Annotated in this window: 19 protein-coding genes and 1 tRNA gene; 13 read left to right on the top strand and 7 right to left on the bottom strand. The window is 39.9% G+C overall.

All coding sequences use genetic code 11. The features are described from left to right. The first annotated feature begins 322 nt into the window (after positions 1 to 322). Together HXT25_RS02905 and HXT25_RS02900 are read left to right on the top strand one after the other, a co-directional pair. Positions 323 to 4,204 (top strand): discoidin domain-containing protein, encoded by a 3,882-nt coding sequence (locus tag HXT25_RS02905; protein ID WP_004137732.1) that lies wholly within the window; start codon positions 323 to 325, stop codon positions 4,202 to 4,204. A gap of 230 nt (positions 4,205 to 4,434) precedes the next feature. Continuing rightward, a complete protein-coding gene (locus tag HXT25_RS02900; protein ID WP_004137675.1) occupies positions 4,435 to 5,862 on the top strand; it encodes an alpha-L-fucosidase in 1,428 nt (475 codons plus the stop codon). 106 nt (positions 5,863 to 5,968) lie between these two features. Here HXT25_RS02900 and HXT25_RS02895 read toward each other — a convergent pair whose 3' ends face one another. The 5 genes from HXT25_RS02895 to HXT25_RS02875 form a co-directional block, all read right to left on the bottom strand. After that, a complete protein-coding gene (locus HXT25_RS02895) occupies positions 5,969 to 9,133 on the bottom strand; it encodes a glycoside hydrolase family 2 TIM barrel-domain containing protein (protein ID WP_422118648.1) in 3,165 nt (1,054 codons plus the stop codon). A gap of 103 nt (positions 9,134 to 9,236) precedes the next feature. After that, entirely contained in the window at positions 9,237 to 10,154 is a 918-nt protein-coding gene (locus HXT25_RS02890) for a carbohydrate ABC transporter permease (RefSeq protein ID WP_004114082.1), read from the bottom strand. Between the two features lie 43 nt (positions 10,155 to 10,197). Beyond that, positions 10,198 to 11,130 carry a carbohydrate ABC transporter permease gene (locus tag HXT25_RS02885; RefSeq protein ID WP_004114084.1) on the bottom strand — a complete coding sequence of 311 codons (933 nt, stop codon included), beginning with the start codon at positions 11,128 to 11,130 and terminating at the stop codon, positions 10,198 to 10,200. A 108-nt stretch (positions 11,131 to 11,238) separates the two neighbouring features. Further along, positions 11,239 to 12,558 carry an ABC transporter substrate-binding protein gene (locus HXT25_RS02880; RefSeq protein ID WP_004114086.1) on the bottom strand — a complete coding sequence of 440 codons (1,320 nt, stop codon included), beginning with the start codon at positions 12,556 to 12,558 and terminating at the stop codon, positions 11,239 to 11,241. Positions 12,559 to 12,900: 342 nt separating this feature from the next. Beyond that, complete coding sequence (locus tag HXT25_RS02875; RefSeq protein WP_226913180.1) at positions 12,901 to 13,146, bottom strand: hypothetical protein; 246 nt, start codon at positions 13,144 to 13,146, stop codon at positions 12,901 to 12,903. Here HXT25_RS02875 and HXT25_RS02870 point away from each other — a divergent pair. Next, positions 13,040 to 14,137 (top strand): ROK family protein, encoded by a 1,098-nt coding sequence (locus tag HXT25_RS02870; protein ID WP_422118836.1) that lies wholly within the window; start codon positions 13,040 to 13,042, stop codon positions 14,135 to 14,137. The two genes, HXT25_RS02875 and HXT25_RS02870, sit on opposite strands and share 107 nt — an antisense overlap. Here HXT25_RS02870 and HXT25_RS02865 read toward each other — a convergent pair. After that, positions 14,099 to 14,171, bottom strand: a tRNA-Lys gene (locus HXT25_RS02865). The genes HXT25_RS02870 and HXT25_RS02865 overlap by 39 nt on opposite strands. A gap of 99 nt (positions 14,172 to 14,270) precedes the next feature. Then, positions 14,271 to 14,534: a glutaredoxin domain-containing protein gene (locus HXT25_RS02860; protein ID WP_004114090.1), complete on the bottom strand. Its 264-nt coding sequence runs from the start codon at positions 14,532 to 14,534 to the stop codon at positions 14,271 to 14,273. A gap of 151 nt (positions 14,535 to 14,685) precedes the next feature. Between HXT25_RS02860 and ftsY the strand changes: the two genes are divergently transcribed. From ftsY to HXT25_RS02810, 10 genes are all read left to right on the top strand, one after another. After that, positions 14,686 to 15,807 carry a signal recognition particle-docking protein FtsY gene (ftsY, locus tag HXT25_RS02855; RefSeq protein ID WP_410313977.1) on the top strand — a complete coding sequence of 374 codons (1,122 nt, stop codon included), beginning with the start codon at positions 14,686 to 14,688 and terminating at the stop codon, positions 15,805 to 15,807. Between the two features lie 114 nt (positions 15,808 to 15,921). Next, entirely contained in the window at positions 15,922 to 17,745 is a 1,824-nt protein-coding gene (locus tag HXT25_RS02850; RefSeq protein ID WP_103013263.1) for an ammonium transporter, read from the top strand. 375 nt (positions 17,746 to 18,120) lie between these two features. Beyond that, the gene (locus HXT25_RS02845; protein WP_004114095.1) at positions 18,121 to 19,512 is read left to right on the top strand and encodes an MATE family efflux transporter; all 1,392 of its coding nucleotides are present in this window, start codon (positions 18,121 to 18,123) and stop codon (positions 19,510 to 19,512) included. A 128-nt stretch (positions 19,513 to 19,640) separates the two neighbouring features. Beyond that, positions 19,641 to 21,116 (top strand): replicative DNA helicase, encoded by a 1,476-nt coding sequence (dnaB, locus tag HXT25_RS02840; RefSeq protein WP_422118647.1) that lies wholly within the window; start codon positions 19,641 to 19,643, stop codon positions 21,114 to 21,116. A gap of 65 nt (positions 21,117 to 21,181) precedes the next feature. Beyond that, positions 21,182 to 22,510 carry a MurT ligase domain-containing protein gene (locus HXT25_RS02835; protein WP_422118835.1) on the top strand — a complete coding sequence of 443 codons (1,329 nt, stop codon included), beginning with the start codon at positions 21,182 to 21,184 and terminating at the stop codon, positions 22,508 to 22,510. 16 nt (positions 22,511 to 22,526) lie between these two features. After that, positions 22,527 to 23,333 carry a type 1 glutamine amidotransferase gene (locus HXT25_RS02830; RefSeq protein ID WP_102720874.1) on the top strand — a complete coding sequence of 269 codons (807 nt, stop codon included), beginning with the start codon at positions 22,527 to 22,529 and terminating at the stop codon, positions 23,331 to 23,333. An 80-nt stretch (positions 23,334 to 23,413) separates the two neighbouring features. After that, entirely contained in the window at positions 23,414 to 23,611 is a 198-nt protein-coding gene (locus HXT25_RS02825) for a type II toxin-antitoxin system HicA family toxin (RefSeq protein ID WP_004116413.1), read from the top strand. Next, entirely contained in the window at positions 23,611 to 24,030 is a 420-nt protein-coding gene (locus HXT25_RS02820) for a type II toxin-antitoxin system HicB family antitoxin (RefSeq protein ID WP_004116411.1), read from the top strand. Before HXT25_RS02825 ends, HXT25_RS02820 begins: the two co-directional genes overlap by 1 nt. Before the next feature lie 219 nt (positions 24,031 to 24,249). Next, complete coding sequence (locus HXT25_RS02815; RefSeq protein ID WP_102720873.1) at positions 24,250 to 25,272, top strand: amidase domain-containing protein; 1,023 nt, start codon at positions 24,250 to 24,252, stop codon at positions 25,270 to 25,272. Next, entirely contained in the window at positions 25,259 to 25,690 is a 432-nt protein-coding gene (locus HXT25_RS02810) for a hypothetical protein (RefSeq protein WP_257994364.1), read from the top strand. Before HXT25_RS02815 ends, HXT25_RS02810 begins: the two co-directional genes overlap by 14 nt. The last annotated feature ends 127 nt before the right edge of the window (positions 25,691 to 25,817 follow it).

Here is a 25,817-nt window from a genome sequence, read left to right as displayed (position 1 = left end):
TATTTTGCGCTGCAGTGTTTTTAGTTGTGTATTGATAAAACTTGTGGTTTTGAGTGTATGGTGTTTTTTGTTAACTTAGTATACAATTAATTCTAGTTATTATAATGAGTGTAAACAATACGTATATGCGATGCATATTGTTGCTCTTGATTATTTATAACTGTGGCTGGCAGCGATGGCAGCCCGTATGTAATTCAGTCATTTGTGCATTAACCGCACAAATGTGTGTGCGTTTTTATCGATTTTATCTTTGTTTGAGGTACACATATTTACATTTCGATGAAGAGATGTGGATGGCTGGCTTAATGAAGAAAGGAATCCCATGAAGTTTCGACGATTGTTGCAAGGCGGCGCAATATTTGCTTTGTCGATCAGTATGGCTAGTCCGATGATTGCACAAGCTTCAGTGCCACAGGAAGATTCAATTGATCCATTCCATCCCTCAATACTGTGGGCAAGTTCTGAAGAAAAAAATGGTGAGAAAAAGCCAAATGGTACCATTTCTGCGCTTACTGATAGCGATGGGAGCGTGGATAGTGCTAAAACGTTTTGGACAACAAAATGGCAAGGTGGATACGATAATTTCCCGCACATTCTCGCTATAAAAAATAATACTAATAGAGAGGTTTGTGGAATTCAGTATACTGCGCGGCCATCGTATGAATCAGTGCAAGGTAATTCGAATGCGCCAGGTGTTTATAGTGTTTTTGCATTCGATAAAGATCCAGGAAATCCATCTGATAAGAAAGATATTAATTGGCGTTCTAAAGTTCATCAAACGAAATTTAATAATGGCGAATTGATTGCAACTGGTGGTTTAAAAGGTATCAATGAGCCGCAAATTATCTCGTTTAAATCTACCAATAAGCCAATATTGACGTTGGTTGGTTTTAAAGCAGTTGATAGTAGTAAAAAAGATATGTCGGCTTCAGACATCAAACTTGTTCCATGTTTACCAGTTGAACATATGAAGAAACAAGGACGGGGTGATGCAACAGCTGCGCCTATTGATTTCTTCATTGATCAATTGCCATTTGGTGCTCCTGGTAAGCCAGTTACTTTCAGCCCATCGCAATATACTTATGAATCTACTGCATACTATCATACAACCTCTGTGTCTGCCAGAGTTAAGTTGCCCACTGGGGCTACGGCTACTATCAATGGCCGCAAGGTGGATTCTGATGGAAGAGTATCGGGCATTCCGTTAACAAAAGGTGTTAATGCTATAGTTGCAAAAGTTGTTGTTGGTAATGCTGCAAGTACATATGTTGTAAATGTGACAAAGGTTGACACAGATTTCCGTGGCAATGAAAAAATTAATGCAACTGTGAAGATAAATGGTGCAAATGATAATGACAATCTAATTGTTACGGATGGTATGCGTGCCACTTCTTGGAATACTACGAGTTTGAAAGATAGCGCTGAATGGTCTAACAAATCAACTGGTTTTACAATTCATTTAAATAGCCCTCGTTATGTAGGACGTATACAAGCTTATGGTTGGCCGACCATGCCAGCTGGCTCCCCTGGGTGGCAAGGAGGGCATTCTGTTGCTATTGATGTCAAAGCTGGTGACAATTGGAATACGGTTGTCACCAATGCAAGCCTTACGCGTGATAGTGATGGCTTATGGTATTGGGATTTGAACGGTTATCATAAAACACAAGATATACGTGTGTGGCTTAACAAGCCCAAAATTCACGATCCACAGCAAAACGGAATAGGTGCCACTGGGATGAGATTGGAAGAAGTAGAAGTGTGGGGGTTGCCTGAGGGTCAGAATCCAAAAGAAATTAAAGTACCTGATGAAAAACCTAAATATACCAGTTTTAATGCAAATGAAAATAAATATGGTGTGAATCGTGCACAAGCATTGGCATTGCAATACGGTGTATTATTGCCAACTTGGGTACCTTCTGAAGGCTATGGGCGTGGAGTTTATAACGATGCAGAACGCCGTTTAACTGGCGGATCGTTCCCTATGTTCTATGATAAGCCTTTATTTAATGCTCCATTGATGCGGCAATTAGGGAAAGGTGTGCCTTGGTCACTTGCTAAAGCTCCAAAGGGTGGCAATAGTATGGGTGAAAATAGTGTACCTAAAGATTTTTTGACTGAAGAAATGAAGCCATATGCTAATAGTCTTGTTGATATTCAATATGGTGATGAGGGAGGTTATAGCGAAAGTGAAGTACAGAAATTTAATCGATGGTTCAGTTGGTCTAAGAATAGGTATCCTGGGGCAATAGTGCATTCTAATCAAGCTCTTGGTCTTGGTTGGGAAACGCATTCCAATATGAGTCATTTTGTCAAAACAGCAAAGCCTGATCTTGTTTCGTGGGATACATATTATTATGGTGCAGGTCAAGGTCCAAAGCCAAGTAAAATTGTGGCAAACATGTTGCAGAATAAGCTATGGACTTCTCAGAGACAAGCAGCCCTAGAGGGTTTGACAGGTGATTGCAGTCAGCCAGTTCTATTTGGACAATATTTAGATTACAACTGGGATGCTAATGTTTCTGCTTCTCAAAAGTCGATTGTTCCTATGATAGGATTAGCTACTGGCCAAAAATGGTTTGGGCTATTCCGTATGGAATATAATGCTTATGATCGCAGTTCGATTATTGACCAAGATGGAGCTCCAACGCGAAGCTTCTACGAGTTTTCTAGCATTTTCAAAGATGTGCAGGGCCTTGGGAAATACTTGGTTGCAATGAATAATGAGTATGCAGGATTGAAATCTGGCGTATATGCAGATCGTGCATCTGCTCCGAATATTCAGGGATTCCGTATGGGAGCTTTTGACAGCACGGAGGGAAAGCTAGCGAATGCAGAATTTGGGTTGCAAAAGATTACCGTAAAGAATGTCGGAACTGTTAATAACGGAAAACCTGGAGATGTGCTTGTCGGTCATTTCTCAACACTAAAAGATCTTAATGAGGAAATTCGTAAAAAGATTTTTGGTGAAAGTAAATATGCACCAAAGGCATTGTTGGTAGTTAATGCTTTAACTGGTGATACTCGCTATCCATCATATTATTTATCAACACGTAATGATAATGGTTCTTATGCTGAAACGGCACAGGATATCACGCTTACTGTAAAAAGACCTTCTAGAAATGCAATACTCATGCAGGTTGATCCGCGTACATACATAGCTAAGACAGTTCCGCTTAAAGATGGTGATGATGAGCAGGATGTAAAACTAGAACGTGTTGGCGGAGGTCGTGCTCGATTGCTGTATTGGTTGGAAAATAACGCAGCTTATGAACGTAAAAAAATTGAGGATATAGAACCAAAGAACATTGCGAAAGATAAGAATGTTATAGCAAGTCAATCACGTACTGAGCCGGAGTATGCTGCTAAATCCTTAACTGACGGTGACATATCTACGCGTTGGGCAGCTCCAGATAATCCAAATTATCCAGTGACGCTTGATATCACATTAGGGTGCAATGCTAAGTTCGATGCTGTGCAAATTGAAGAATTTGTTGAGGGTAACGTGAACCATCGCATTAAAAAATTCTCCTTATGGACAAAAAATCAGTGTGATCGTTCAGCGTATAGTGAGAGCTCATGGAAAAGAATATATGGAAAAGATAATGCTGCAAAGGAAGATCTCAGTGATATCAATTTCGAGAATTCTCAATATGCTAGCGAATTGCGTGTGCAGATAGATGAGGTATATCCGAATGTTGATATGTATAATGGGCATCCGGGTAGTCCAACTATTAGTGAAATTAAAGTGATTTCTAAGACTGAGCAAAAGAAGACTCCAAAATCTAAGCATGGTTCGTCTGTTCTTGATTCAGGTGGTGTTTCTACTGATTCAAGACAGTTGGATAATTCTTATGGTCCAAGTGTGACGTTGGAGTCTGGTGATAATCATGATGGTATGTCAAAGGCTAAGCGGAATAAGTCTATGTCTGGTCCGTCTGTTCATGATTCAGGTGGTGTTTCTACTGATTCAAGACAGTCGGATAATTCTTATGGTTCAAGTGATTCGAATGTCAGTGGACTGAGAATGAGCGAAAATAAGCAGCCTACTATTCGTAAGAATGGCTTGTGTCAAAAACGTGAGAAGTGCTCTCGTGGCATGTTGGTTGCTGGAGGTAGTAGTGTGACTGGCGTCTCGGTGCTTTCGTTAACATTTTTTGCTTTTCATTTACTTGTTAGACATAGTAGGAAAGTGCGACAAAAATAGCCATTATAGGTGTATATAATTAGTCTATTCTGTTAGTGTATCCCCATGTGTATTTAGTGTTTATGCCTATTTGTGCATGGGGATTTTTTATGTCTGAAAGACTTTAGAATACTGCTTTTTGAATATGCGGATAATGATTTAACTGGCGCACATCCTTGTTTTTTGTTAATATAGTAAACAATTGATTGTTCGATGTGAAGTTGCATTGATTGCTAAAGCAGGGTGGCAGCATGAATGAGGATTATTTAGCAAATGTAAGGCCTACAGCACGTCAAATTTCTTGGCAGCGCATGGAAATGTATGGTTTTATTCATTTTGGAATGAATACTATGACAGATCGTGAATGGGGGCTTGGTCACGAAGATCCGAAGATATTCAATCCAGATAATTTAGATGTTGACCAGTGGCTTGATGCTCTACAATCGGCAGGTATGACCGGCGTGATTCTAACTTGCAAGCATCATGATGGTTTTTGCTTGTGGCCTTCAAAGTACACCAAGCATACCATTGCGTCCTCTCCATATAAAAATGGAAAAGGAGATATTGTGCGCGAAGTTAGTGAATCAGCTTATCGACATAATATGAGATTTGGCGTATACCTTTCACCATGGGATCGTACAGAATCATCATATGGCACTGGCAAAGTTTACAACGATTTTTATATTAATCAACTTGTTGAATTGCTAACGCACTATGGTCCTATTTTTTCCGTATGGCTTGATGGTGCTTGCGGCGAGGGTGAGAATGGTAAAACGCAAACTTATGACTGGCAACGAATCTATAATACAGTCCGGGCGCTGCAGCCAGATGCTGTTATCAGTGTTTGCGGTCCAGATGTGCGTTGGTGCGGCAATGAAGCTGGTCATACGCGCTCTAATGAGTGGAGCGTATTACCTACAGAATTACGTAGTGCTGAATTAACCTCTTCAAAATCACAACAATCAGATGATGGTAAGTTCTCTCGCAAATTTGCGTCTACTGATGAAGATTTAGGGTCTCGTAAGGCGCTTGCACACTACGAAGGCGATTTTGCTTGGTATCCAGCAGAAGTTGATACCTCTATTCGCAAAGGTTGGTTCCATCACGATAATGAGGATAATAATGTTCGCAGTTCTGATGAATTATTTGATATATGGTGTAAATCTGTAGGGGGTAACTCAACACTTTTGTTGAATGTGCCACCGACACGTCATGGTTTGTTAGCAGATTCTGATGTTAAAATTTTAAAAGAATTGGGCGATAAGATTCGTAAATTCCATGGGCGCGAATTACGAGATCATGAAGCATTATCAATACAAGTTTTAAGTCCTAATACATATGAAGGAAATCCAAAGTACTTGGTTGACAGAAAACAGGGTACAGCATTGTCATCTTCTAAGCCGATTGATTTTCGTATGGTATTTACTGAACCTACTTATATTGATGGCTTAGTTATTGAAGAAGATATTAGTAAAGGACAACACGTTGAAACAGCTGAAATTCACGTTGTTGATGAATGTGGAGTAAATCATCATGTTTCAGATGTTCATGCCATAGGATATCGCAAAATTCTACGTTTTGACGCGATTCGTGCAGTATCGTTAACTGTGAGAATAACTAGTATTCGTCAATATGTAGCTCTTCAATCATGCTATCCACTAGTTGCACAAGACGAGTAGTAGAAAAGAAAACTCTGATATAAATTTATTTCAATAGCAATAAAATACCGCTGACATAGAAACTTTTTTGTAACTATATCAGCGGTATTGGCTATAGGAGGGAGGGTTAGAATAATTGCAAATCCACATTTAGAGAATATGGTTTATTGGCAGGCAAATGATATTCGGGATGCACAGGCGAGCCCCACGAATCATCGCCGCCGACTCCCATTTGTGCTGCAAGAATTCGCAAGAACATATGTTTTGAGTCACCTAAATCACTTATATGTTGTGCTTCCTCTATCATAGTGCTGCTGTATGGAAGTAAACTTACGCAGAAGTTGCTAGTACTATTATGCCGCTGAATACGCATGCCATGCCCAGAATCGTCTGTTACGTTTGCCCATCTTACTTTTTCATGATTGCCAGTTTCTTGTGGAACAAGATATGGCATAAAATCGTCAAAAGCATTTGTTTTCCAAATCCCTAAACGTCCCGCACTGGTGCGGTCTGCATATGTTTCAACAGGACCAATACCGTAGAATTCAAGGTTTCTGTATTCTATTGGTAGCATCCATTCCAATCCAAATGCTGGAATGGAAGGTAAATCTTTTCCAGAAGGAACATAATTTAGTTCAATGTGTAAATCTCCTGATGTTTTAGACACATATGTTAAATTCACTATTGTATGATCTGCGTTAGCAAGTTCATATTTGTATACAATTTGTAGCGTATTGTCGTCGAGCTTCTCAGCTGTTTGATCTACGCATTTAGCATATTTACCTGCTACATACCATTGAGCACGCTCAAAACCATGCTTGCAACCGCGGTCATTGTCTGTTAGTGCTCGGAATGTAGTGATCAAAGGACGTTTAATCACAAATTCTCGTTCGTCAAGACGGTATGAAATAAGCCCGCATTGTGAATATGAAAAAAGCGTTTCGATCGAAGAGTTACGTGTTCCTGCGTTCCAGCGTCCAATAGTAACAGTGCCATCTTTATGTAATCGTGCATTTGATATTTGCTTAGCTTGTGATTCTGAATTTTTAGTTAATATTGTGTATTGTCCGAACGATAATTCGTATCCTTTTTGTGCCCAACGTGTAGATTTTGCAAGCGTGCACGAAACTTCAAAAGTAATTTCTTCCCCACTGCTTTGATACTGTTCTAATGGCCACTCTATGGGCATTTCAAAATCATTTTCAGGTTCCACATTACACGTATATGGTTGAGACCACATAATTTTGCCGTCAACGCGTAATTTTGCCAAGAATACGTAATTTTCAGTATTCATGAAAAGCTGATGATTTTCTATGCGAACACCATTTTCGTTTGGATATAGTCTTATATTTGCATATTGTTGTTTAGCCTCAATGGCCTTAGGACTTGGTTTTCTATCTGCGAATAATAGACCGTTGCCGCAGAATTCATAATCGGTAGGTCGATCATCAAAGTCGCCACCATATGCCAAATGCGTGGTTCCGTCTGGTAGGGTTTGTCTTATTGCCTGATCGATGAAATCCCAAATAAAACCACCTTGGTAATGCGGATACTTTTCAAGAGCAACATACTCGTTCATGTTTCCCAATGAATTCCCCATAGCATGCATGTATTCGCAAGATATATAAGGTTTATCTGGGTTGTTTGACACGTATTTTTCTATTTCATCTGCGTGAGCATACATGCGTGTTTCAATGTCGCTAGTATCGCGCCAAGACTTATCCATAGTCTGCCCTTCGTAATGCACTGGGCGATGTGCATCTAGAGCATGAGCATGATGATACATAGAACGAAATACGTCTCCACCAAAGGATTCGTTTCCGAGAGACCAAATAAGCACACAAGGGTGATTGTAATCGCGTTTAATCATGTTATCGACGCGATTTACGCACGCGGCACGCCATTCGTCTCTACTTCCAGGAATAGCGCATTCTGGAGTTATGTTTCCGTGCCCATCTGACCACGTTCCATGTGTCTCTAAATTAGTCTCGTCAATAATATATAGCCCATATTCGTCGCATAAATCGTACCAAGCATCTTGATTAGGATAGTGAGAAGTTCGTACAGCGTTTATATTGTGTTGCTTACAAAAAAGCACATCGGAAACCATGTCATCATATGTGATTGCTCGGCCTCTGTCGCAATTAAATTCATGACGGTTTACGCCTTTGAAAATAATGCGTTTTCCGTTTAATCTCATTATGCCGTTTTCAATATCAAAATGTCTAAAACCAATCGGCTGCACTACATGTTCAATAATATTTGATTCTTTGCTTACAACATCAATATGTAAGTCGTATAGCGCAGGGTATTCAGCACTCCAAGGTAGTGCTTTAGGAATAGTAGTCTGTTTTAGTTCAGTAATCGTTTGTGCAGGTAGCGTGCAGTCCCACAAAATCTCATTATTATTATTATTATTATTTGTGAATTTATCGTTGCTGTATTTATGATTTGTAATGTAAGCGTGTAGTGTAATATCTTTTAAATTGTCTCCTTCAATGTTTGCTCTGAATGCGAGTTTCCCAGTATTTGTATCATTGCTATAATCTGCATCAACATGAAGATTTGATACATGGGTGGAAGGATGTGCACACAGTTCAACGGAACGGAAAATTCCGTGTAGTCTCCAATAATCTTGATCCTCTAGCCATGATGCGCTAGAAAATTCGTAGCACGCTACAACAATACTATTTTCAGAATCTTTTAAAAATTGAGTAATATCAAATTCACTCGGCGTAAAAGAGTCTTCACTATATCCAACAAACTTTCCGTTAATCCATACATAAATAGCTGTTTGTGCTCCATGGAAGGTAATAGTAGCTTTACCTTCTTCGTTCAAAATCTGTTTAAGATTATTTTGTAAAACAAAATGTTTCTTATAAATTGCCACATGATTTAAGGAAGGAACATTTGGTGCTTTAACGTCCTCATGACCATCCCAAGGGTACTGAACGTTAACGTATTGCGGTTTTAATAGACCGTTCATCTGTAAGTGAGATGGAACTGAGATTGTTTGATATGAAGAATCTTCGTAATTTTTAATATCCTCATCTAAGTTTTCAGGGTTGAATACGCGGGAAGAAAGTAGCTTTACTTCCCACGTTCCATTAAGTGACTGTATTGGTGTGGTGTCATTTATTGTGTAATGATGATGTGAATGCGCTGAAATAGTGTTAACGGCAAAAACCTGAGGATTTGTTATCCAATCAGTTTTTGCATAGTTGGAAGATATGCAAGTATATGTTGGCTCATCCCAACAAGTATTGTCATTATAAATAGATGGCCTAGCCATTACATGCTCCAAATCGTGTTAGTAAAAGTTAAGAATACGTATAGATTAATTATGCTTCTGACAGCATAAAACTGTCAGAAGCAATAAAAGCAGATTTAGCTGGTTACCCTTTTGTAGCTCCAATTGCTAAGCCTGATTGCCAGTAGCGTTGCAATGCCAAGAAGAGCAGAATCAGTGGGAATACGACTAGCAAAGATGCGGTAATGACTAGGTTTGGAATAATAGGCATATTGCCACCTTCATTGCCTTGAGCATTCCACTGTGCAAGACCTAATGCCAATGGATACCATTTAGAGTCTTTCAGCATTATCAATGGAAGGAAGTAATTGTACCAAATAGAAACAAATGCGAACAATGACACTGTTACCAATGATGGTTTCATAAGTGGTAATGCAACTTGGAAGAAAATGCGTCCTTCTCCAGCACCATCGATACGTGCTGCTTCTATAAGAGAAGTTGGAACACTTTGCCCTGAAAATGTCCACATTAAATATAGACCAAATGGGTTTAGTAGAGATGGAATTATTACAGCCCAAGGAGTGTTTGTTAAACCAAGCTGCGAGAAAATCAAGAACTGTGGAACTACAAGCAGTACTCCTGGAATTGCCATAGATCCTAAGATGGTTAGCAAAATAAAGTGTTTGCCTTTAAAATTGAGTTTTGCTAGAGCATATCCTCCCATAGTTGCAAACAATACAGAAATGATAGTGCCAATTATTGTGTATAGGACCGTATTTAGAATCCATCGTGCAAAAATGCCATTGTTATATGTAAATACCTCTACTATGTTGTCCCATAGAGCGAATGAGGATCCAAATGATAGACCGAATGTAGAAGCAAAATCAGCCTTAGTTTTTGTAGCATTTATGAATAGCCAAACAAATGGAACGAGAGCGTATAATAGATATAGATACACCCAGAATGTCATCATTGGACTCTTCTTTGGATGTTCAACAGTGTAGAACCTCGTGAGTGGAGGCATCGCTGCCTGATTATTTGATGATTTTGTTGTATTAATCATTTGTTCTTCCTTTTGGATGCTTCGTTGCATATTTCGTCTATGGTTAATCAGCGGTGACATTTTTGCGCATATTGCGAATTTGAATCGTAAATGTAACGACAATGACAATAATTGCCATAATCAATGCTGCTGCAGCAGCATATCCCTGTGAAGAGTCACCAAAAGCTAGATTGTAAATGTATAAGTTTGGTGTCCAACTGGTTGTAATGCCAGTGCCTCCAACCATTTTTGACAAAATTTGCGGCTCGTTGAAAAGCTGTACACTACCTATTATTGAGAAGATAGTAGTTATAGCCAGTGAGCCTCTAATCTCTGGAAGCTTGATATAACGATCTATTTGGCGATAGCTTGCGCCGTCAATTACAGCAGCTTCGTAAAGATCTGGTGAAATAGCCTTTAATGAAGAATAGAAGATGAGCATGTTATATCCAATAGCAGCCCAGCTAATCATTACTCCGATAGAAATCATGATAAATGAAGGAGAAAATGGATTTATATCAGTATGAGATATCTCATTAAAATTCTTGAACAGACCATACCTAGTTCCAAGGATGAACCCCCACATTAATGTGGAGATAACACCAGGAACAGCGTATGGAATGAATATTGAGATTCTGCACCAGTTTGTACCATATAGACGTTTCGAATCGATAGCAAGCGCTAGACAAATGGAAATTATTAACATTAGAGGGACTTGGATTGCTGTAAATATGAGGACGCGTGCAATACCCTGCCACAATAGTGGATCTCTCAAAAGTTCGAGATAGTTTTTTGCGCCGACAAACACGGTTCCGCCAATTAATTGGTGTCCAAAGAAACTAATGTACATCGAGTATACAAGTGGAATAATAAACACGAAGGTAAAGAGAAGCAAAAATGGAAGCACGAACATCCAACCAGCAGCTCCTTCGCGTTTAATTCCATTGCGTTGCCGTGTTAAATTCGCTCGTTTATTTTTAGAAGTGTTCAATATCATTGCTTTCCCCCAATGTAAAAACTTTTCAGTTAAATTAGGTGCTGTTGGTGTTGTAGCACCAACAGCACCTTAAATGGTAATGAGTTTATTTGCTATTATTAGTAAACATTATTTGCTTACTGTGAAGCCCTGTTTGTTTCCATAGTCGATGCACAGCTTAGCCCAGTTTTCTAGCTGAGTTTGCAGTGATTCGCCTTTGGCTACTTTTGCATAATCCATATTGTCACCATATAGATCACGCACTTTTTCCATGAACGGAAGGTACTGCCATCCTTCTCCTACTTTTTGAGCTGAATCGGCAATAGGCTCACGGTACTTCTGGTCTCCGAAGTAAGGGTCAGTAGAAGAGAGGAATTCGTTATTCTTAAGTACGGAAACATTTGGAGGGAATACTCCAGCATCAACGCGTGCTTTTACGCCTTCCTTATCGTAGGCAAGGAAGTGCAAGAATTTCCAAGCCCATTGATGATTCTTTGCTTTCGCTGGAATAGCAAAGCCAGAGCCGCCGTTTTCTGCGCTCAACTGTTCGCCCGCTTTCCATTGAGGCATAGGGGCAACACGGAAGTTTCCAGCTTGTTTTGGAGCGCGATCTTTAATGCTAGAGGTGAACCATCCTCCTATGATTTGTGTGGCAATAGTTCCATCGTTTAAAGCTCTGTTCCAATCATCGGACCAAGTTTTGATATTAGTTGCGATTAAGCCTTCCTGAATCATCTTCTGATAGTAAGATACAGCTTCCTGCATCTTTGGATCTTTTACGTTAATGTGAGCAGTGGTTCCGTTAACCTTAAATGGATGCCCTCCAGCTTGCCATACAAGGGATAGCAATGTGAAGATATCGCTTGCGTCATTTGTTATGTAGTACTTGTCTCCGAGTGCTTTTACTTTCTTAGCTGCTTGGTAATATTCTTCCCAAGTTTCTGGTACTTTGCTTACTCCTGCTTTTTCTAATATTGCCTTATTGTAGAACATGACGCTTGGGCCGTAATCCATTGGAATTGCGTATGGCTTATTGTTGAAGCTGATGTCCTGCCATGCGCCTTTCACAAATGTGCCTTTATCATTATTTGCGCCAAGAGTACTTAAATCTACAAGTTTATTTTGAATTGCGAAATAAGGAACCGTCAAGTACTCAAATTCCATAACGTCTGGAATTCCCGATCCAGCTTGAATGGCTGTATCCAGAGCCTGATAAGCGTCTGTTACAGTTTCTACTTTAATTTTTACGTTTGGATATTTCTTTTCAAATATTGCTGCTGCTGCTTTTGTTGGTGTTGTATTACCAGTCCACACAGTGAGGTTAACAGGTGTTTTAGTATCAACTTGCGCTGATGAACTCGAGTTATTGGTGTTACCGCATCCAGCAAGCGATAGTAGAGCGGCGCTCGCTGCTGCAATGATGCCAATAATTTTCTTTCCACTATGCATGGCGCTTCCTTTCTTTGAAGCTTTACTTGTCGACTTTGACGAGTTGTGTATTGATTGCCGGCGGCATCTATGTCGTAGGAACATTCAATGTTAACTATCTTAACAAATTATTTATTTGTTGTAAAGTCCAAGAAATATACAAATACTTGTGTGTATATTGGGATGAAATTATTGTTAATAATTATGGTAATTATGCCTAGCGCGTATGTGTTACAGCTGGCTACAATGGTTGAGAGTGTACAATATAGTTTATTGTGAAATTTTGTTGTGAGTACATGTGCTGACAACATTTTTCCTGATGATTTGGCCTATTGGTGGGATGGTACGATGTAGTACTTACTTTCAGTATGCTGCAACAGCCCTATACTTGAGGAGTGTCATGTTTGGAACAACTGATGATAATGCCTTGTCTTGCTTTCTATCACCTTCTATGACAGTTACTAAAAAACATGAACCCGCTGATGTACGAATCAATAATCGCATGATGGTTTTTGGACAAATTTTTTCATCATGTCCTATGTCTAGAGCACAAATTGGTAGGAAAACTGGATTATCGCGAGTTGCTGCGTGCGAAGTCGTGTCTGACATGTTAGATAAACACTTTCTGATGGAAAATGGATATGAACAACCAACGCGACCTGGTAAAAAAGGAACTTTAGTAAGTGTAGATGATCAATATTGGAATGTGGTTGTTCTGGACTTATCAATGCCATTTTTGTTGCAAGCTGCTGTAATGAATTTACGCGGTGAAATTGTAACTAGAGTTGAAAAATCCTTTGATAAAATTACTGCTATTACGCCTGAAACTGTAATTGCTTTGGCTGAGTCACTACTTGATGGTGCCTCACATATACTTGGTTTTGGTGTTGCTGTCCCAGGTATTGTTGATGAAGATGGTGTAGTAGTTGAAACTGCGAATTTTGGGTGGAAGAATGTGCCTTTACGCAAGATGTTTCAACAACATTTTGGTAAGTTCTGTACGGTAGATAATGATGCGAATAGTGCTTTGATCGGTGAACGTTTTTGTGGAGCTGGCAGAGCAACTGGCATTTTTGTTCAAATCGCTGTTGGCGTAGGCGCAGCATTGTTAATCGATGATTCGCTCGTTTTGGGGAGTCATCATGCTGCAGGCGAAATCGGTCACGTAGTTGTTGATCCAGATGGTCCACAATGCACGTGTGGTAAGCGTGGTTGTTTAGAGACTTTTATATCTGCAGCAAACTTACGAAGAAGAATTAATGAGAATCCTTTAGACAGGACGACAATGCTACAGGAAGCAGGTCGTTCACTTGGACATGTGCTTGCTCCGTCTGTTAGCTTACTTGATTTAGATGATGTTTTTGTATACGGTTCAAAAGATATTGTTGACGATATATTTTTAGGTGCGACTGAATATGCAATTAATGCCGAAGCCGCCTCAACATTACAAAACCATTCTATTCGTGTGCAACAATGTTCTTGCGGTGATGACATAGTTTTACGTGGTGAGAGCATTGCTGTTGTGCAGGCAGTGCTTCGAAATGCAAATGAGTATAAAAAGTGCCCCCTGTGGGACTCGAACCCACAACCCAAGACTTAAAAGGACTCTGCTCTGCCAATTGAGCTAAAGGGGCAACAAATGCCTAGTGTACTACATTTTGTAGACTAATCCAACTCATGTCTACATGTAGCGTGTGTTTTGTGGCAAGTTGCTGCAAAATTGCAGGCAAAAATCACAAATTGATCTGTCCTAATTCTTCAAGTTTTTCTTTAATCTGAGTTGCAGTCGGCTCAACCATAAAACTTCCATCGCTAAAAGTAACGACAGGAATATGCTTCTGCCCACTAATATCAATAGCCTTTTGTTCGGCGCCTTCTTCAGATTCAATGTTATGCCAAGTAAAAGCAGCATTAAACTTATTAAGCGCAGCTTTAGCTCTGATGCAATCGCCACACCAATCTGCTCCATAAACATCAATCAATGGCGAGTTTTCCATACGCAATACCCCAATTCAATTTCTGATTACAAAATTAACTTACAAAAGCATTGTATTAAAATGCTAATATTTACGTGATTTTTGCTTACTGTAGCAACAGTCTTCGTTACATTCTAATCAACTGTCCCTTTAATTTCATAGTCTTTATTATATGAATATAGTTATGGATTTAGATTTGATTATATGGTCCACTGTTGGCACAGTTGTTTTAGCAGTGCTTTTAGTGACTGCGGCAGTTGTGCTGAGAATTATCAGTAAGTCGCGAGGTCCTTTAATACCTACTAGCAAAGATAATCCACTGCCTAGCGTAGCTAAAAGTGATAGTAATGTTGATCAATCTGCGCCCGAAAACGTTGCCTCTCGAGTTACAAGATTGCGTTCTAAACTTGCTAATAGTGCGAATCCTTTTGGTCGTGCTCTGTTCAATATATTGAGCAAAGATAATCTTAGTGAAGACGATTGGCAAGATGTAGAAGATACGCTTTTAATGGCAGATGTTGGAGCACAGGCAAGTGATGAGTTGGTTGAATCACTTAGAAAAGATGCTAGGATTTCTGGAACAGCAAGCGCACAAGATGTACGTGAAATACTTCGTGCAAAATTGCTGGATATCGTTGGTGCCAAAACAGATAGAAGCCTAAATGCGGATTCTTCTAAAGCTCATAAGCCAAGTGTAATCATGATGGTTGGTGTAAATGGCACTGGTAAAACCACTACTGCTGGAAAGCTTGCGCGACTAATGGTTTCTAAAAATCGTTCTGTAATATTAGCTGCAGCAGATACTTTCCGCGCTGCAGCTGCCGACCAGCTTGAAACTTGGGCAAATGTTGTAGGTGTTAAAATCGTTCGATCCGAAAAAGACGGTGCAGATCCGGCTTCTGTAGCATTTGACGGTGCCGCCAAAGCTAAGGAATCCAATTCAGATGTTTTGATTGTAGACACGGCTGGAAGGCTGCAAAATAAGGCAAATCTTATGGACGAGCTTGGCAAAATTCGCCGAGTTATTGAAAAAACTGTTCCTGTAGATGAAGTCCTTTTGGTTCTTGATGCTACAACTGGTCAAAATGGCATGGTCCAGGCAAAAGTTTTTGCTGAGGCAATTGGAATTACAGGTGTGGTTTTAACTAAGTTAGACGGTTCCGCGAAAGGCGGTATCGTGGTTTCTGTTCAAAAAGAGTTAGGCGTTCCTGTGAAGCTTGTCGGATTGGGAGAAGGTCCAGACGATCTAGCTCCATTCGATCCAGAAAGTTTTGTGGATGGAATATTGGATTAATCTATCGTAATTAGTTATTAATCACGCAGCGCCAGTTGAGTAGAATATAAAAGAACATATAAAATAGAATATTGAAGACATAACCGCCGAGGGTTGTGTATTGTGAGGTGAAAGATGACCGCAATGGATCCGCAATGGGCATTATTGGCCGCTGCTTTAGTGTTTATAATTACGCCAGGGATTGCTCTATTTTATGGCGGTCGCGAACGAGCAACATCTATGGTCAACATGATGATGCTTTCTGCTGGAGCTATTGCGGTAACAACCATAGTTTGGACGCTATGGGGATGGTCAATGGCTTTCGCTGGTAAAGACATGATTGGCGGCGTTGTGGGTGATCCTGTGAGTGGTTTGCTTCTACGTGATTCAATGGTTGCAGATCATGGAATTTTTACTTCTATGGACGCAAACACAGGCTTGTCGGGCGGAGGTATTCCAGCAGCCTTTAGATTAGCGTGCGCTGTCGTAGCGGTTGCTCTTATTACTGGTGCGTTGGCTGGACGCGTAAAATACGCAATTTGGCTTATATTCGTGGCGGTATGGGTCACTTTAGTATTTGCTCCTCTAGCGCATATGGTTTGCGGAGGGGGATTGCTTTCTCCTAATGGCGCAATATCACAAGCTTTAGGAATTCAAGTACATGATTTTGCTGGAGGATCGTTGTTGCATCTGACTGCAGCAGTTTCTGCGCTTGCAATCGTGCTAATTATTGGTGGTCATGCGCACTTCCCGTTAAAGCGATTTGTGCTTCATACCAAATCCTCTACTGTTCAAGGTAACAGTAGTAATAATTCTGAGCATAAGGGGAATTTGGTTCGTGCATTGTGGGCTGACGTTGCGAGATTTAGTAAATTAGAGACTAATACGGGTTCATCATCTTCTAAGGCAGAAGATTCTAATGGTTCTGTTGAAGCTGTTAGTGATGTTGCTGATAATTCTGTAAATGTTCTAAAACGCCATCCGCATAATGTACCGTTTGTTGTTCTGGGAATTTTTATTATTTGGTTTGGCTGGCTTGGCTTAATGATTGGATCTTCTGTAGGTCTTCCTGGAGTTGCTGGATATGCTTGGGTTTCATCCACTATTACAGCATCTGCTTCTATGCTTGCTTGGGGTGTTACAGAGCGTTTGCGTTCAGGTTGTTTTACTGCTGTTGGCGCCGCGTCTGGAATTATGGCGGGTTTGGCCGCTAGTTCTGCCGCTGCAGATGTGATTGCGCCTTTATGGGCAATGGTATTAGGAGTTATTGTTGGTGTCGTTACATGCCTTGCAACGCATTCTAAGACTTTTGCGCGTTATGATGGAGCGCTTCATGTTGTGAGCGTGAACGGCATCGCTGCTCTTATCGGTATTTTTGCAGTGGGATTATTTGCTGATAGTAGCGGACTGTTTTGCGTTGGTGACTGGCATCAGCTTATCGCGCAGATTTGTTTACTTGTAATCACTGTTCTTTATTCCGGTGCAGTTACTGCTTTAGTTGCATTTGGTTTAGAGAAGCTTTTTGGTTGGAGAATATCGGAAGCTAAGGAGCGTAAGGGTGTTGATTTGGCAGATCAGGGTGAGCGCGCATATGACTTTTCGAGTATTGCTCAAGCTAGAGCTGGAGCTGTTGTAGAAGTTGCTGATTCTGAAGAAGGGAAAACCCAAGTGGCAGTTCTTACTCCAGTAGCTATTTCTGTTGATGAATCAGTTGTAGACGCAGATGGTGATTCTGTAGATGAAGATGGTGATTCAACGGTTGCTGGCGATAATTCAGCTCATTCTGATGATAATGTTTCTGCTCAATCGCAAGACGAAGTTGAATTGGGCGAAGAGAAGATTGAAACTGAAAATGATGGAAAAGAGTCAGAAAATTCAGAAGAATCTGATTCTAGTTCTGTGGAAAATAAGTCAGATAAATCTAGAAGTAATTCTAAGAAATCTCAAAAGAAGCAATAAAATATCAAAGTTTGTGTAAAGTAATCCCCCATTGGTGTGAATATCTCAAGATTATGACACACACGGGCTAAGTGATGTGGATAAAAACTTTGAGTTATCCACATTTTAGGCGTGTTGCTGTGTGTATCTCAAAAAGTTATACACAAATGGGGGATAACATTGTGGATATCCTGCGGATAACTTTTCCAAAAACAATTTTGATTTGCAATTGGCAAATATTTATGATAGCGAAATAAAAAGGAAAAGTCGCAAGCTACCGAACATCAGATTTAGAAAAGTAATGTAATAAGTAATAAAAATAATAAAAGTAATAAAAATAATAGTTTTATTAAATACTTAATCTAATAAGTTTTTTCGACAGTACAATAGTGCATTATGACAATAGCCAAGAGTAACGCAGCTACCAATAGACAAGAAGATAAAGAATCTGCTATAAACAAAAAAGATTTACTAAAGCATATATTTTCTCTAGCTATTCCTACATTTGGACAGCTTATTGCAGAGCCAGCGTTTGTTTTAATAGACACCGCAATAGTAGGTCATTTAGGCAAAACGCAACTTGCAGGGCTTTCAATAGGATCAACTGTGCTTTTAACAACAACGGGACTATGCCTGTTTTTGGCATACAACACCACAAGCCAAGTCGCGAGACTATTGGGTGCTGGGAAAAATCGTCAAGGACTAAGCGTTGGAATGGACGGTCTATGGCTGGCTCTTGGGTTAGGTGTTGTTTTAACGCTTGTTTTAATGGTGTTCGCAGGTCCGCTTTGTCAAAGCTTTGGTGCAAGTGGAGATACGCTTAAAAACGCGATTATTTACACTCAAACTGTTATGCCAGGATTGCCTGCGATGCTACTAATTTACGCGGCAAATGGCATATTCAGAGGACTTAGCAAAGTAAAAATCACACTTTTTGCTGCAATAAGTGGAGCTGTGCTAAACGCTATTTTAGATATTCTATTTGTGTTTGGAATGAATCTTGGCATTTTTGGATCTGGAATAGCAACAATGATAGCGCAATGGTATATGGGTATTGTTTTAACGCTTCCAGCGATTTTTTGGGCAGCTCGCGAAAAAGCACGTTTGCGTCCGCAAGCGCATAGCATACTTAAAAGCGCTGGAAGTGGTATTCCGCTGTTTATACGCACATTGGCGTTGCGCGCGTGCATGGTTGCAACTGTTGCAGCGGCTGCTCGTCTTGGAACAAATACTTTAGCCGCATACCAAGTTGCAAATTCTTGCTGGAATTTTGTTATGAACATATTAGACGCTATAGGGATTGCTGCTCAAACAATAGTCGCCTCTGCGCTTGGAGCTGGATTATTAAAACGCGCTAACATAATCACAAAAATATGCGCACAAGTAGGCGCATTAAGTAGCGTAATCGTTGGAATTTTAATGATATTTGCAGGATGGCTACTATCCCCGTTATTTAGCCCAAACGTAGAAATACAACTTTTAGTTTCAATAGGAATGACGATTCTTGGAATTTTCTTGCCGTTATCTGGATTTATGTGGGCTTTAGACGGAGTGCTAATCGGAGCTGGAGACCACAAGTATTTGGCCAAATCGTGCTCGATTACAGCTATTGTGTACCTTCTTGCGATTAGTGCAATGTGCTTTGTAAATATAGCTTTCTGCTCTACTGACATAATTAGAACCGTGTCATTGTGGGTGGCTCTGAACCTTGTATACATTGGTGGAAGAGCTTTAGGAAATTCTCATAGGGTTAAAACAGATGATTGGATGAAGTCTGCAAGTCTGTAAGTATGTAAATATGTGAAATATTCAAATATGTGAAATATTCAAATATGTGAAATATTCAACTTGCGACTTGTGTTGGTTTATATCAACTTTTGTTGGTGTGCTCCGTGCGGGCGTTTATACTCGATTCTATGGCAGGTAATGATATGTGGAAGTCAAGTAGAAATGACGCAAACCAGTCAGGCAACGCATCATATAACAGTATTTTGTTTGACAAGGTTCCGCCTCACGACGAAGACGCGGAAATGGCCGTTTTAGGTGGAATGCTAATGAGCAAAGATGCCATTGGCGAAGTTTCGCAAATCCTAGAAACAGCAGATTTTTATGTGCCAAAACACCAAACAATTTACGACGCGATCATAAGCTTATTTTCTGGTTCACAACCAGTAGATGTTGTTTTAGTCGCAAACGAGCTTCTAAAAGACGAAAACCTGGAGAAAATTGGTGGAGCAGACTACCTGCATAGTCTAGTTGCATCAGTTCCAACAGCTGCAAACGCGTTATATTACGCGGATATTGTACACAAAAATGCGATTTTGCGAAATGTGATTGCTGCTGGAACAAAGATTGCGCAAATGGGGTATTCTGCCACGGGAGATCAAGCAGAAGACGTTGTAAATCTTGCACAATCCGAAGTTTACGAGATGAGTTCTGGCAAAGTTCACCAGGATTATTCTGCTATTGGTCCTGTTGTTCAAGATGCTCTTGAACAATTAGACAAGTTGCAAAGTAACGAGATTGAAAAAGGCGTTCCAACAGGATTTAGAGATATTGACGACATGACGCAAGGCTTGCAACCAGGGCAAATGGTAGTCGTAGCTGGTAGGCCTGCAATGGGAAAGTCAACTCTTGGAATCGACTTTGCGCGTTCTGCAGCGTTGCATCACAATATGACAACAATCGTGTTCTCGCTAGAAATGAACAAATTGGAGCTTGCTCAAAGAATAATTGCAGCCGAAACGGATATTCCAATGACGGCAATGCATCGCGGAACTTCAGAAGACATTACAACAGATAGATGGACTAAGCTAAATGCGTTTTGGTCAAAAATGAAAGACGCTCCGCTTTTTATAGACGATAGCCCAAATATGAGTCTTATGGAAATTCGCGCAAAATGCAGGCGACTAAAGCAAACGAACAATCTAAAGTTGGTTGTAATCGACTATTTGCAACTTATGACTTCTGGAAAGAAAGTCGAATCGAGGCAGCAAGAGGTCTCGGAGTTTTCGCGTGCATTAAAGCTTTTAGCAAAAGAGCTAGAAGTGCCAGTTGTTGCGCTAAGCCAGCTAAACCGCGGACCAGAAATGCGAAACGATAAAAAGCCTCAGCTTTCAGATTTGCGCGAATCGGGATCTATTGAACAGGATGCTGACGTTGTGTTTCTTGTGCATAGACCTGATTTTTACAACAAAGAAGATCGTCCAGGCGAAGCAGACATTATTATGGCAAAGCATCGTAATGGTCCTACAGAAACGTTCAATCTAGCTTTTCTTGGAGCAACGTCTAAGTTTAAAGATATGCCGCAAGGATACCAGCCGCAATCATATTCGCAAGGTAATGATGCTCAAGGTTATTATTCGCATCAGTCTCAGGCATATCAGCAGTAGAGTTAATAGGGGGATTGATGATCGTCAAAAATAAAGTGGTAAAACGCTGTTGTTTTGGATTCATAATGCCAGCTGTAGGGAAACTGGTTAGGATGATTTCGCGCGCGACAAACCACGGAGGAAGTGCTTTACCAGGCAAAGTTGTGGAAACACTAGACCCTGGGTTTTTGGCTAGAACGCTAGGAAAATTACCTTATGGTGTTGTGTTAATTTCTGGAACTAACGGTAAAACCACTACAACTCGCATGGTTGCGTCTATGCTTAGAGATGCTGGATTGCGCGTGTTTACAAATCCTACGGGATCGAATTTTACACGCGGAGTTGTAGCAGCATTGGTGCAAGAAATGCCTGTTTTTGGCACAAAGTTAGATGCGGATATAGCTGTTTTAGAGCTTGATGAAGCTTATGCGGTGCATTTTGTAAATCAAATAAAGCCGCGCTATTCGCTTCTTCTAAACGTTATGCGAGATCAGTTAGATAGATTTGGCGAGATTGACACTACAGCTAAATTGTTGAGCAATGTTGCGCACGCAACTAAGCGAGTAGTTGTGTTAAATCGCGAAGATCCGCGAATTTCTGCGCTTTCTAAAGATGTTTTGCCGTCTTGTAAGGTAAAATATTTCGGTTTGGACGAATCGCTAAGAAGCATGTTTCCAACTGACGACGATTTGCATAGTGATTTGGGTTGCGATTTTAATGGCGATTCGCGTAATCTTCCGCATGCAGATGTTGTTTTGGCAAAAGTTGCAGATAATAAAGCCGATTTTTTGATTGATGGGCATAGAAAAACCACTAGCGTTAAGCTGCGAGGCGTGTATAACGTTTTTAACGCGGCTGCTGCGTCTACGATTGTGCGCGCTATTTTGGCAGATGCTGCTAAAAAAGATGCAACACTCGCAAAATTCGACGACGATGCGCTTATGGAAGCTATTTCTCGTGTAACGCCAGCATTTGGTCGAGGCGAAGTAATCGAAGTTAACGGCGCTCCTGTGGAGCTTGTTCTAGTGAAAAATCCTATTGGATTTAGACTTGCGCTCGCTTCGGATAAGCCTGCAAATCATGACACAATGATTGCGATTTGTGACGAATACGCGGATGGGCGAGACATGAGCTGGCTGTGGGACGTTGATTTTACATGCTTTAGTGGCACTGGAGTCACTTGTGTTTCTGGCACGCGCGCGTGGGATATGGCTTTGCGTTTACAATACGACAAAGTTGCCTCTAGAAATGTGAACACTGATTTAGAAGAAGACGTTAAAGCTTTTGTGAATGGCGATTTTAGTAGCAATGCTAAAAACGCAAAATGCATATATTGCACATACACTGCAATGCTTCGCGTGCGAGCTGCATTAGGGCAAATCGCAAGCGTTAAAGACGTTGGAGTTGGAAAGTAGCAAGAAAGTAGTCGTCATGAATGATATGAGTGATGTTAATTATATTAGTCAAGCGAATGCTACTAATAAAGCCGAAAATCGTGTATTAGATATTGTGTCGCTGTACCCGAAAGACATGAATATTTACGGCGACTACGGCAATGTGCTTACGATTATGCGTAGAGCGGAATTGTACGGTTACAAGCCTGTGCTTCACGAGTACAACGTTGGCGATGATTGGCCAAAGCGAGTAGATATGGTTCTTGGTGGCGGCGGTCAAGATCATGGTCAAAGTAGAGTTACGGATGATTTATTTGCGCGCGCGGACGCGATTCGCGAGCTTGCAAAAAATGGCGTTCCAATGCTTATGATTTGTGGGCTTTACCAGCTTTTTGGAGAGTACTTTGAGACTATTGAAGGCCAAAAGCTTAAAGGCATAGGCATACTCGGCGAGCATACGGTTGGTCAAGACGTGCGCATGATTGGAAATCTTGTTGAGCATAGCCGCGATTTTGGAGATATTGTGGGATACGAGAACCATTCTGGTCGCACAAGCTTGCAAGATGGAACGCAGCCACTTGGATTGGTTGATGGCGAAAATTGTGGAAACAACGGCGAAGACCACACGGAAGGCGCTAGAAAATACAATGTTATCGGCACTTATATGCACGGATCAGTTTTGCCAAAAAATCCGCGTTTGTCTGACTTTTTAATTCGTACAGCTGCGCAGAATCGTTACGGAGAATTTGCGCCAAAGCAGACTAATGCTCAGCGTGCGGAGCTTGAAAAATTAGACGAATTAGCCGAGCGCGCTCGAAAAGTCGCCGTAACTCGTCCGCGGTAAATTAACATAGGCGTATGCGCGATTTAGTAAAAATTTGATTGATTATTTTATTTTATGCGCATAGTGTGTATAATCTTTTTATGAGATACAAAGAGATTGAAAAACGTCTTAAGAAGGACGGCTGGATACTTTTTGCACAGCGTGGAAGTCATTGCCAATTCGTACATAAAACTAAAGCGGGTAAAGTCACAGTGCCTAAACATCCAGGTGATATTAACCCATCTGTTGTTAAGTCAATTTGGCGTCAGGCGGGAATTAGTGAAGCAAAGGTGAAATGATGAAATTAGCGTATCCTGTTATTCTTACTCCATACGAAGATAATAGCGGAGGTTTTGTTGCAGAAGTCCCTGATTTGCCAGGGTGTGTAACTGGCGGTAGTAATCTTGCAGAGGCTCTGATTATGGCAGAAGATGCAGCAAGTGGATGGGTTCTTACGGAACTCGAAAGTGGTAAAACTGCGCCAAAAGCTAGCGATATTAGTGATATTGTTGTAGAAAATCCTAATTCAAAGTTGTCTATGGTTGCGCTTGATATGGATTCCTATGCTGCAAAATACGGTTCTCAGGCAGTTCGTAAAAATGTTACTGTTCCAGCTTGGCTTGACACTTGGGCACAAAAAGCTGGCATCAGCTACAGTGGAGCTTTGCGAGATGCTTTAGAAGCTTTATATGCTAAAGGAGCTGTGAATAAAGCTTAGTTGTATTATTAGCTATATTATCTGATTTGTTATGCAATATTGCAGCAATCAATTAATACAAAATAACCTGCTGAAAATTGCAAAGTGTTGCAAATCAGCAGGCTATTTAAATGTAGAACTGATGAGTATATGATTACATAGCCGCTGTGTATATTTGACAACTGGTATTTATTGTGATAGAATAGTAAAAAGGAATTTTATATAATAATGGAGTTATATATGAAAAACAAAGTTGTTTTGCATTATGCATTTATAGCTGCGCTATTTTCTATTATTTTAATATTGTCATTTGCTAATGTTGCTCAAGCTGAATCATCTGACTATAAATCAGAGACTTATGTAGATTTTCCCAAAAAGCAGCATAAGACAAAATTTCAGGGTATGTATTTTTCTTTACTAGATACTTATGAAAATCCAGAGTTAGTAAAAAAGTTCTATATTTCAAAATATTTTACAGAATTACAAAGAATACAGAGCGAAGCTATGCTTCCTTCTCTTAGTGAAGAAACAGCTACTATTTACAAGAATTCTCTTTTTAATTCCTCGCATAAAGATAACAATAATGTAACAAAAATATTGCAATTTCTAGATATATATGAGAATAAATATGAAAATAATCAGATTCTATCAGAATTGCATAAATTAGAGTTAAAAGTATTAAAAAATGAACTAACACAAAAGGAAGCTATTAATATTGCAAAATTGTGGCTTCCATCAAAGCAGGAGGTTACACCTCGCAAACCTTTACCTACTGAGAGAAATTCAGGCATAAATCTTGAAGCGGCCAGAGCATATGCGCGAGAATGGGCGTGGAAAATAAATCCAAAATATGGTGAAGAAAAAAGTAAGTTAATATTTCCGGCAGATTGCACAAATTTCGCTTCGCAAATTCTATATGCTGGTGGTATTGGTATGGATAAGCATAATGATGTATTTAAAGGGTGGTGGTGGAAAGCTAGAGGAGATCGTTCGGTTTCTTGGATTAATGCCAATGTTTTTAAAAATTATATGGGGTATGGATTTAGTACAAGTTATTGGGGAATGTTAGTAGATAATGTTAGGGATGGAGATTTTATTGGTGTTGATGAAAGTAATGATGGTACTGTCGATCACATAGGGTTTGTATTCCTAAAAAGCAACGGTAGATTGCGTATAGCTCAACACACTGAAAATTATTTAGATTGGGATAAGAATTGGTATTCATTCAATGGTGAAGGAGCTTATTATCGTGTTCGTCGTTAAATATTGGAAAGAATGGTTTTTACCATTATCTTTTGTATTTTTAGCAGTTTTATTGCTTATTAAAATGCCAGGAAAGTATCCAGCAGATTTTGATTTAAGTCTTTTGGGTGTTGTGTTAGTTTCAATTATTTCACCAATAATTCAAATGATTGTTGGGTTGTGTAATATAGGATTAATTCGTAAGAAAATATTAATTATTATTGATAGCATATTAATACTTGCTGGCTTTATTGAAATATTCTTTGGCCAATTTATTGTTGTACATGTTTTGAATCGTGGAATGGTCAAGTACACAATGGATCGTGGACCGCAAGTTAATGTTGCTACTGTTGCAGCTGCATCTATCGTAGTTGTCTCAATGGTGTTATGGAGTATTCACGAACTGGAATTTAATAGTAATAAAATTAAACGAATATGAGACCGGCAAATAATTAAAGATGTAAATACAAAAGCCTGCTGAAGCTTGCAAAGTGTTGCAAATCAGCAGGCTATTTTGTAGTTTTATTTCTAGCTTTTGATTCTAGTTTTCGTTTGATTCGGTTAGT

The organism is Gardnerella sp. DNF00476 (assembly GCF_049262735.1).
Classification (GTDB): Bacteria; Actinomycetota; Actinomycetes; order Actinomycetales; family Bifidobacteriaceae; genus Bifidobacterium; species Bifidobacterium vaginale.
The sequence above is the reverse complement of the archived record's forward strand: the minus strand, read 5'-3'. Positions and strand labels throughout refer to the sequence as shown.

What these genes read in the sequence shown, in the direction of transcription:
- HXT25_RS02880 (WP_004114086.1), bottom strand. Translation starts at nt 12,558, where the DNA reads ATGCATAGTGGAAAGAAAATTATTGGCATCATTGCAGCAGCGAGCGCC.
- HXT25_RS02845 (WP_004114095.1), top strand. Translation starts at nt 18,121, where the DNA reads ATGACAATAGCCAAGAGTAACGCAGCTACCAATAGACAAGAAGATAAA.
- HXT25_RS02830 (WP_102720874.1), top strand. Translation starts at nt 22,527, where the DNA reads ATGAATGATATGAGTGATGTTAATTATATTAGTCAAGCGAATGCTACT.
- HXT25_RS02900 (WP_004137675.1), top strand. Translation starts at nt 4,435, where the DNA reads ATGAATGAGGATTATTTAGCAAATGTAAGGCCTACAGCACGTCAAATT.
- HXT25_RS02875 (WP_226913180.1), bottom strand. Translation starts at nt 13,146, where the DNA reads ATGTCAGACACGACTTCGCACGCAGCAACTCGCGATAATCCAGTTTTC.
- ftsY (WP_410313977.1), top strand. Translation starts at nt 14,686, where the DNA reads ATGAATATAGTTATGGATTTAGATTTGATTATATGGTCCACTGTTGGC.
- HXT25_RS02860 (WP_004114090.1), bottom strand. Translation starts at nt 14,534, where the DNA reads ATGGAAAACTCGCCATTGATTGATGTTTATGGAGCAGATTGGTGTGGC.
- HXT25_RS02890 (WP_004114082.1), bottom strand. Translation starts at nt 10,154, where the DNA reads ATGATTAATACAACAAAATCATCAAATAATCAGGCAGCGATGCCTCCA.
- HXT25_RS02885 (WP_004114084.1), bottom strand. Translation starts at nt 11,130, where the DNA reads ATGATATTGAACACTTCTAAAAATAAACGAGCGAATTTAACACGGCAA.
- dnaB (WP_422118647.1), top strand. Translation starts at nt 19,641, where the DNA reads ATGGCAGGTAATGATATGTGGAAGTCAAGTAGAAATGACGCAAACCAG.
- HXT25_RS02905 (WP_004137732.1), top strand. Translation starts at nt 323, where the DNA reads ATGAAGTTTCGACGATTGTTGCAAGGCGGCGCAATATTTGCTTTGTCG.
- HXT25_RS02835 (WP_422118835.1), top strand. Translation starts at nt 21,182, where the DNA reads ATGCCAGCTGTAGGGAAACTGGTTAGGATGATTTCGCGCGCGACAAAC.
- HXT25_RS02825 (WP_004116413.1), top strand. Translation starts at nt 23,414, where the DNA reads ATGAGATACAAAGAGATTGAAAAACGTCTTAAGAAGGACGGCTGGATA.
- HXT25_RS02850 (WP_103013263.1), top strand. Translation starts at nt 15,922, where the DNA reads ATGACCGCAATGGATCCGCAATGGGCATTATTGGCCGCTGCTTTAGTG.
- HXT25_RS02815 (WP_102720873.1), top strand. Translation starts at nt 24,250, where the DNA reads ATGAAAAACAAAGTTGTTTTGCATTATGCATTTATAGCTGCGCTATTT.
- HXT25_RS02895 (WP_422118648.1), bottom strand. Translation starts at nt 9,133, where the DNA reads ATGGCTAGGCCATCTATTTATAATGACAATACTTGTTGGGATGAGCCA.
- HXT25_RS02870 (WP_422118836.1), top strand. Translation starts at nt 13,040, where the DNA reads ATGATGGTTTTTGGACAAATTTTTTCATCATGTCCTATGTCTAGAGCA.
- HXT25_RS02820 (WP_004116411.1), top strand. Translation starts at nt 23,611, where the DNA reads ATGAAATTAGCGTATCCTGTTATTCTTACTCCATACGAAGATAATAGC.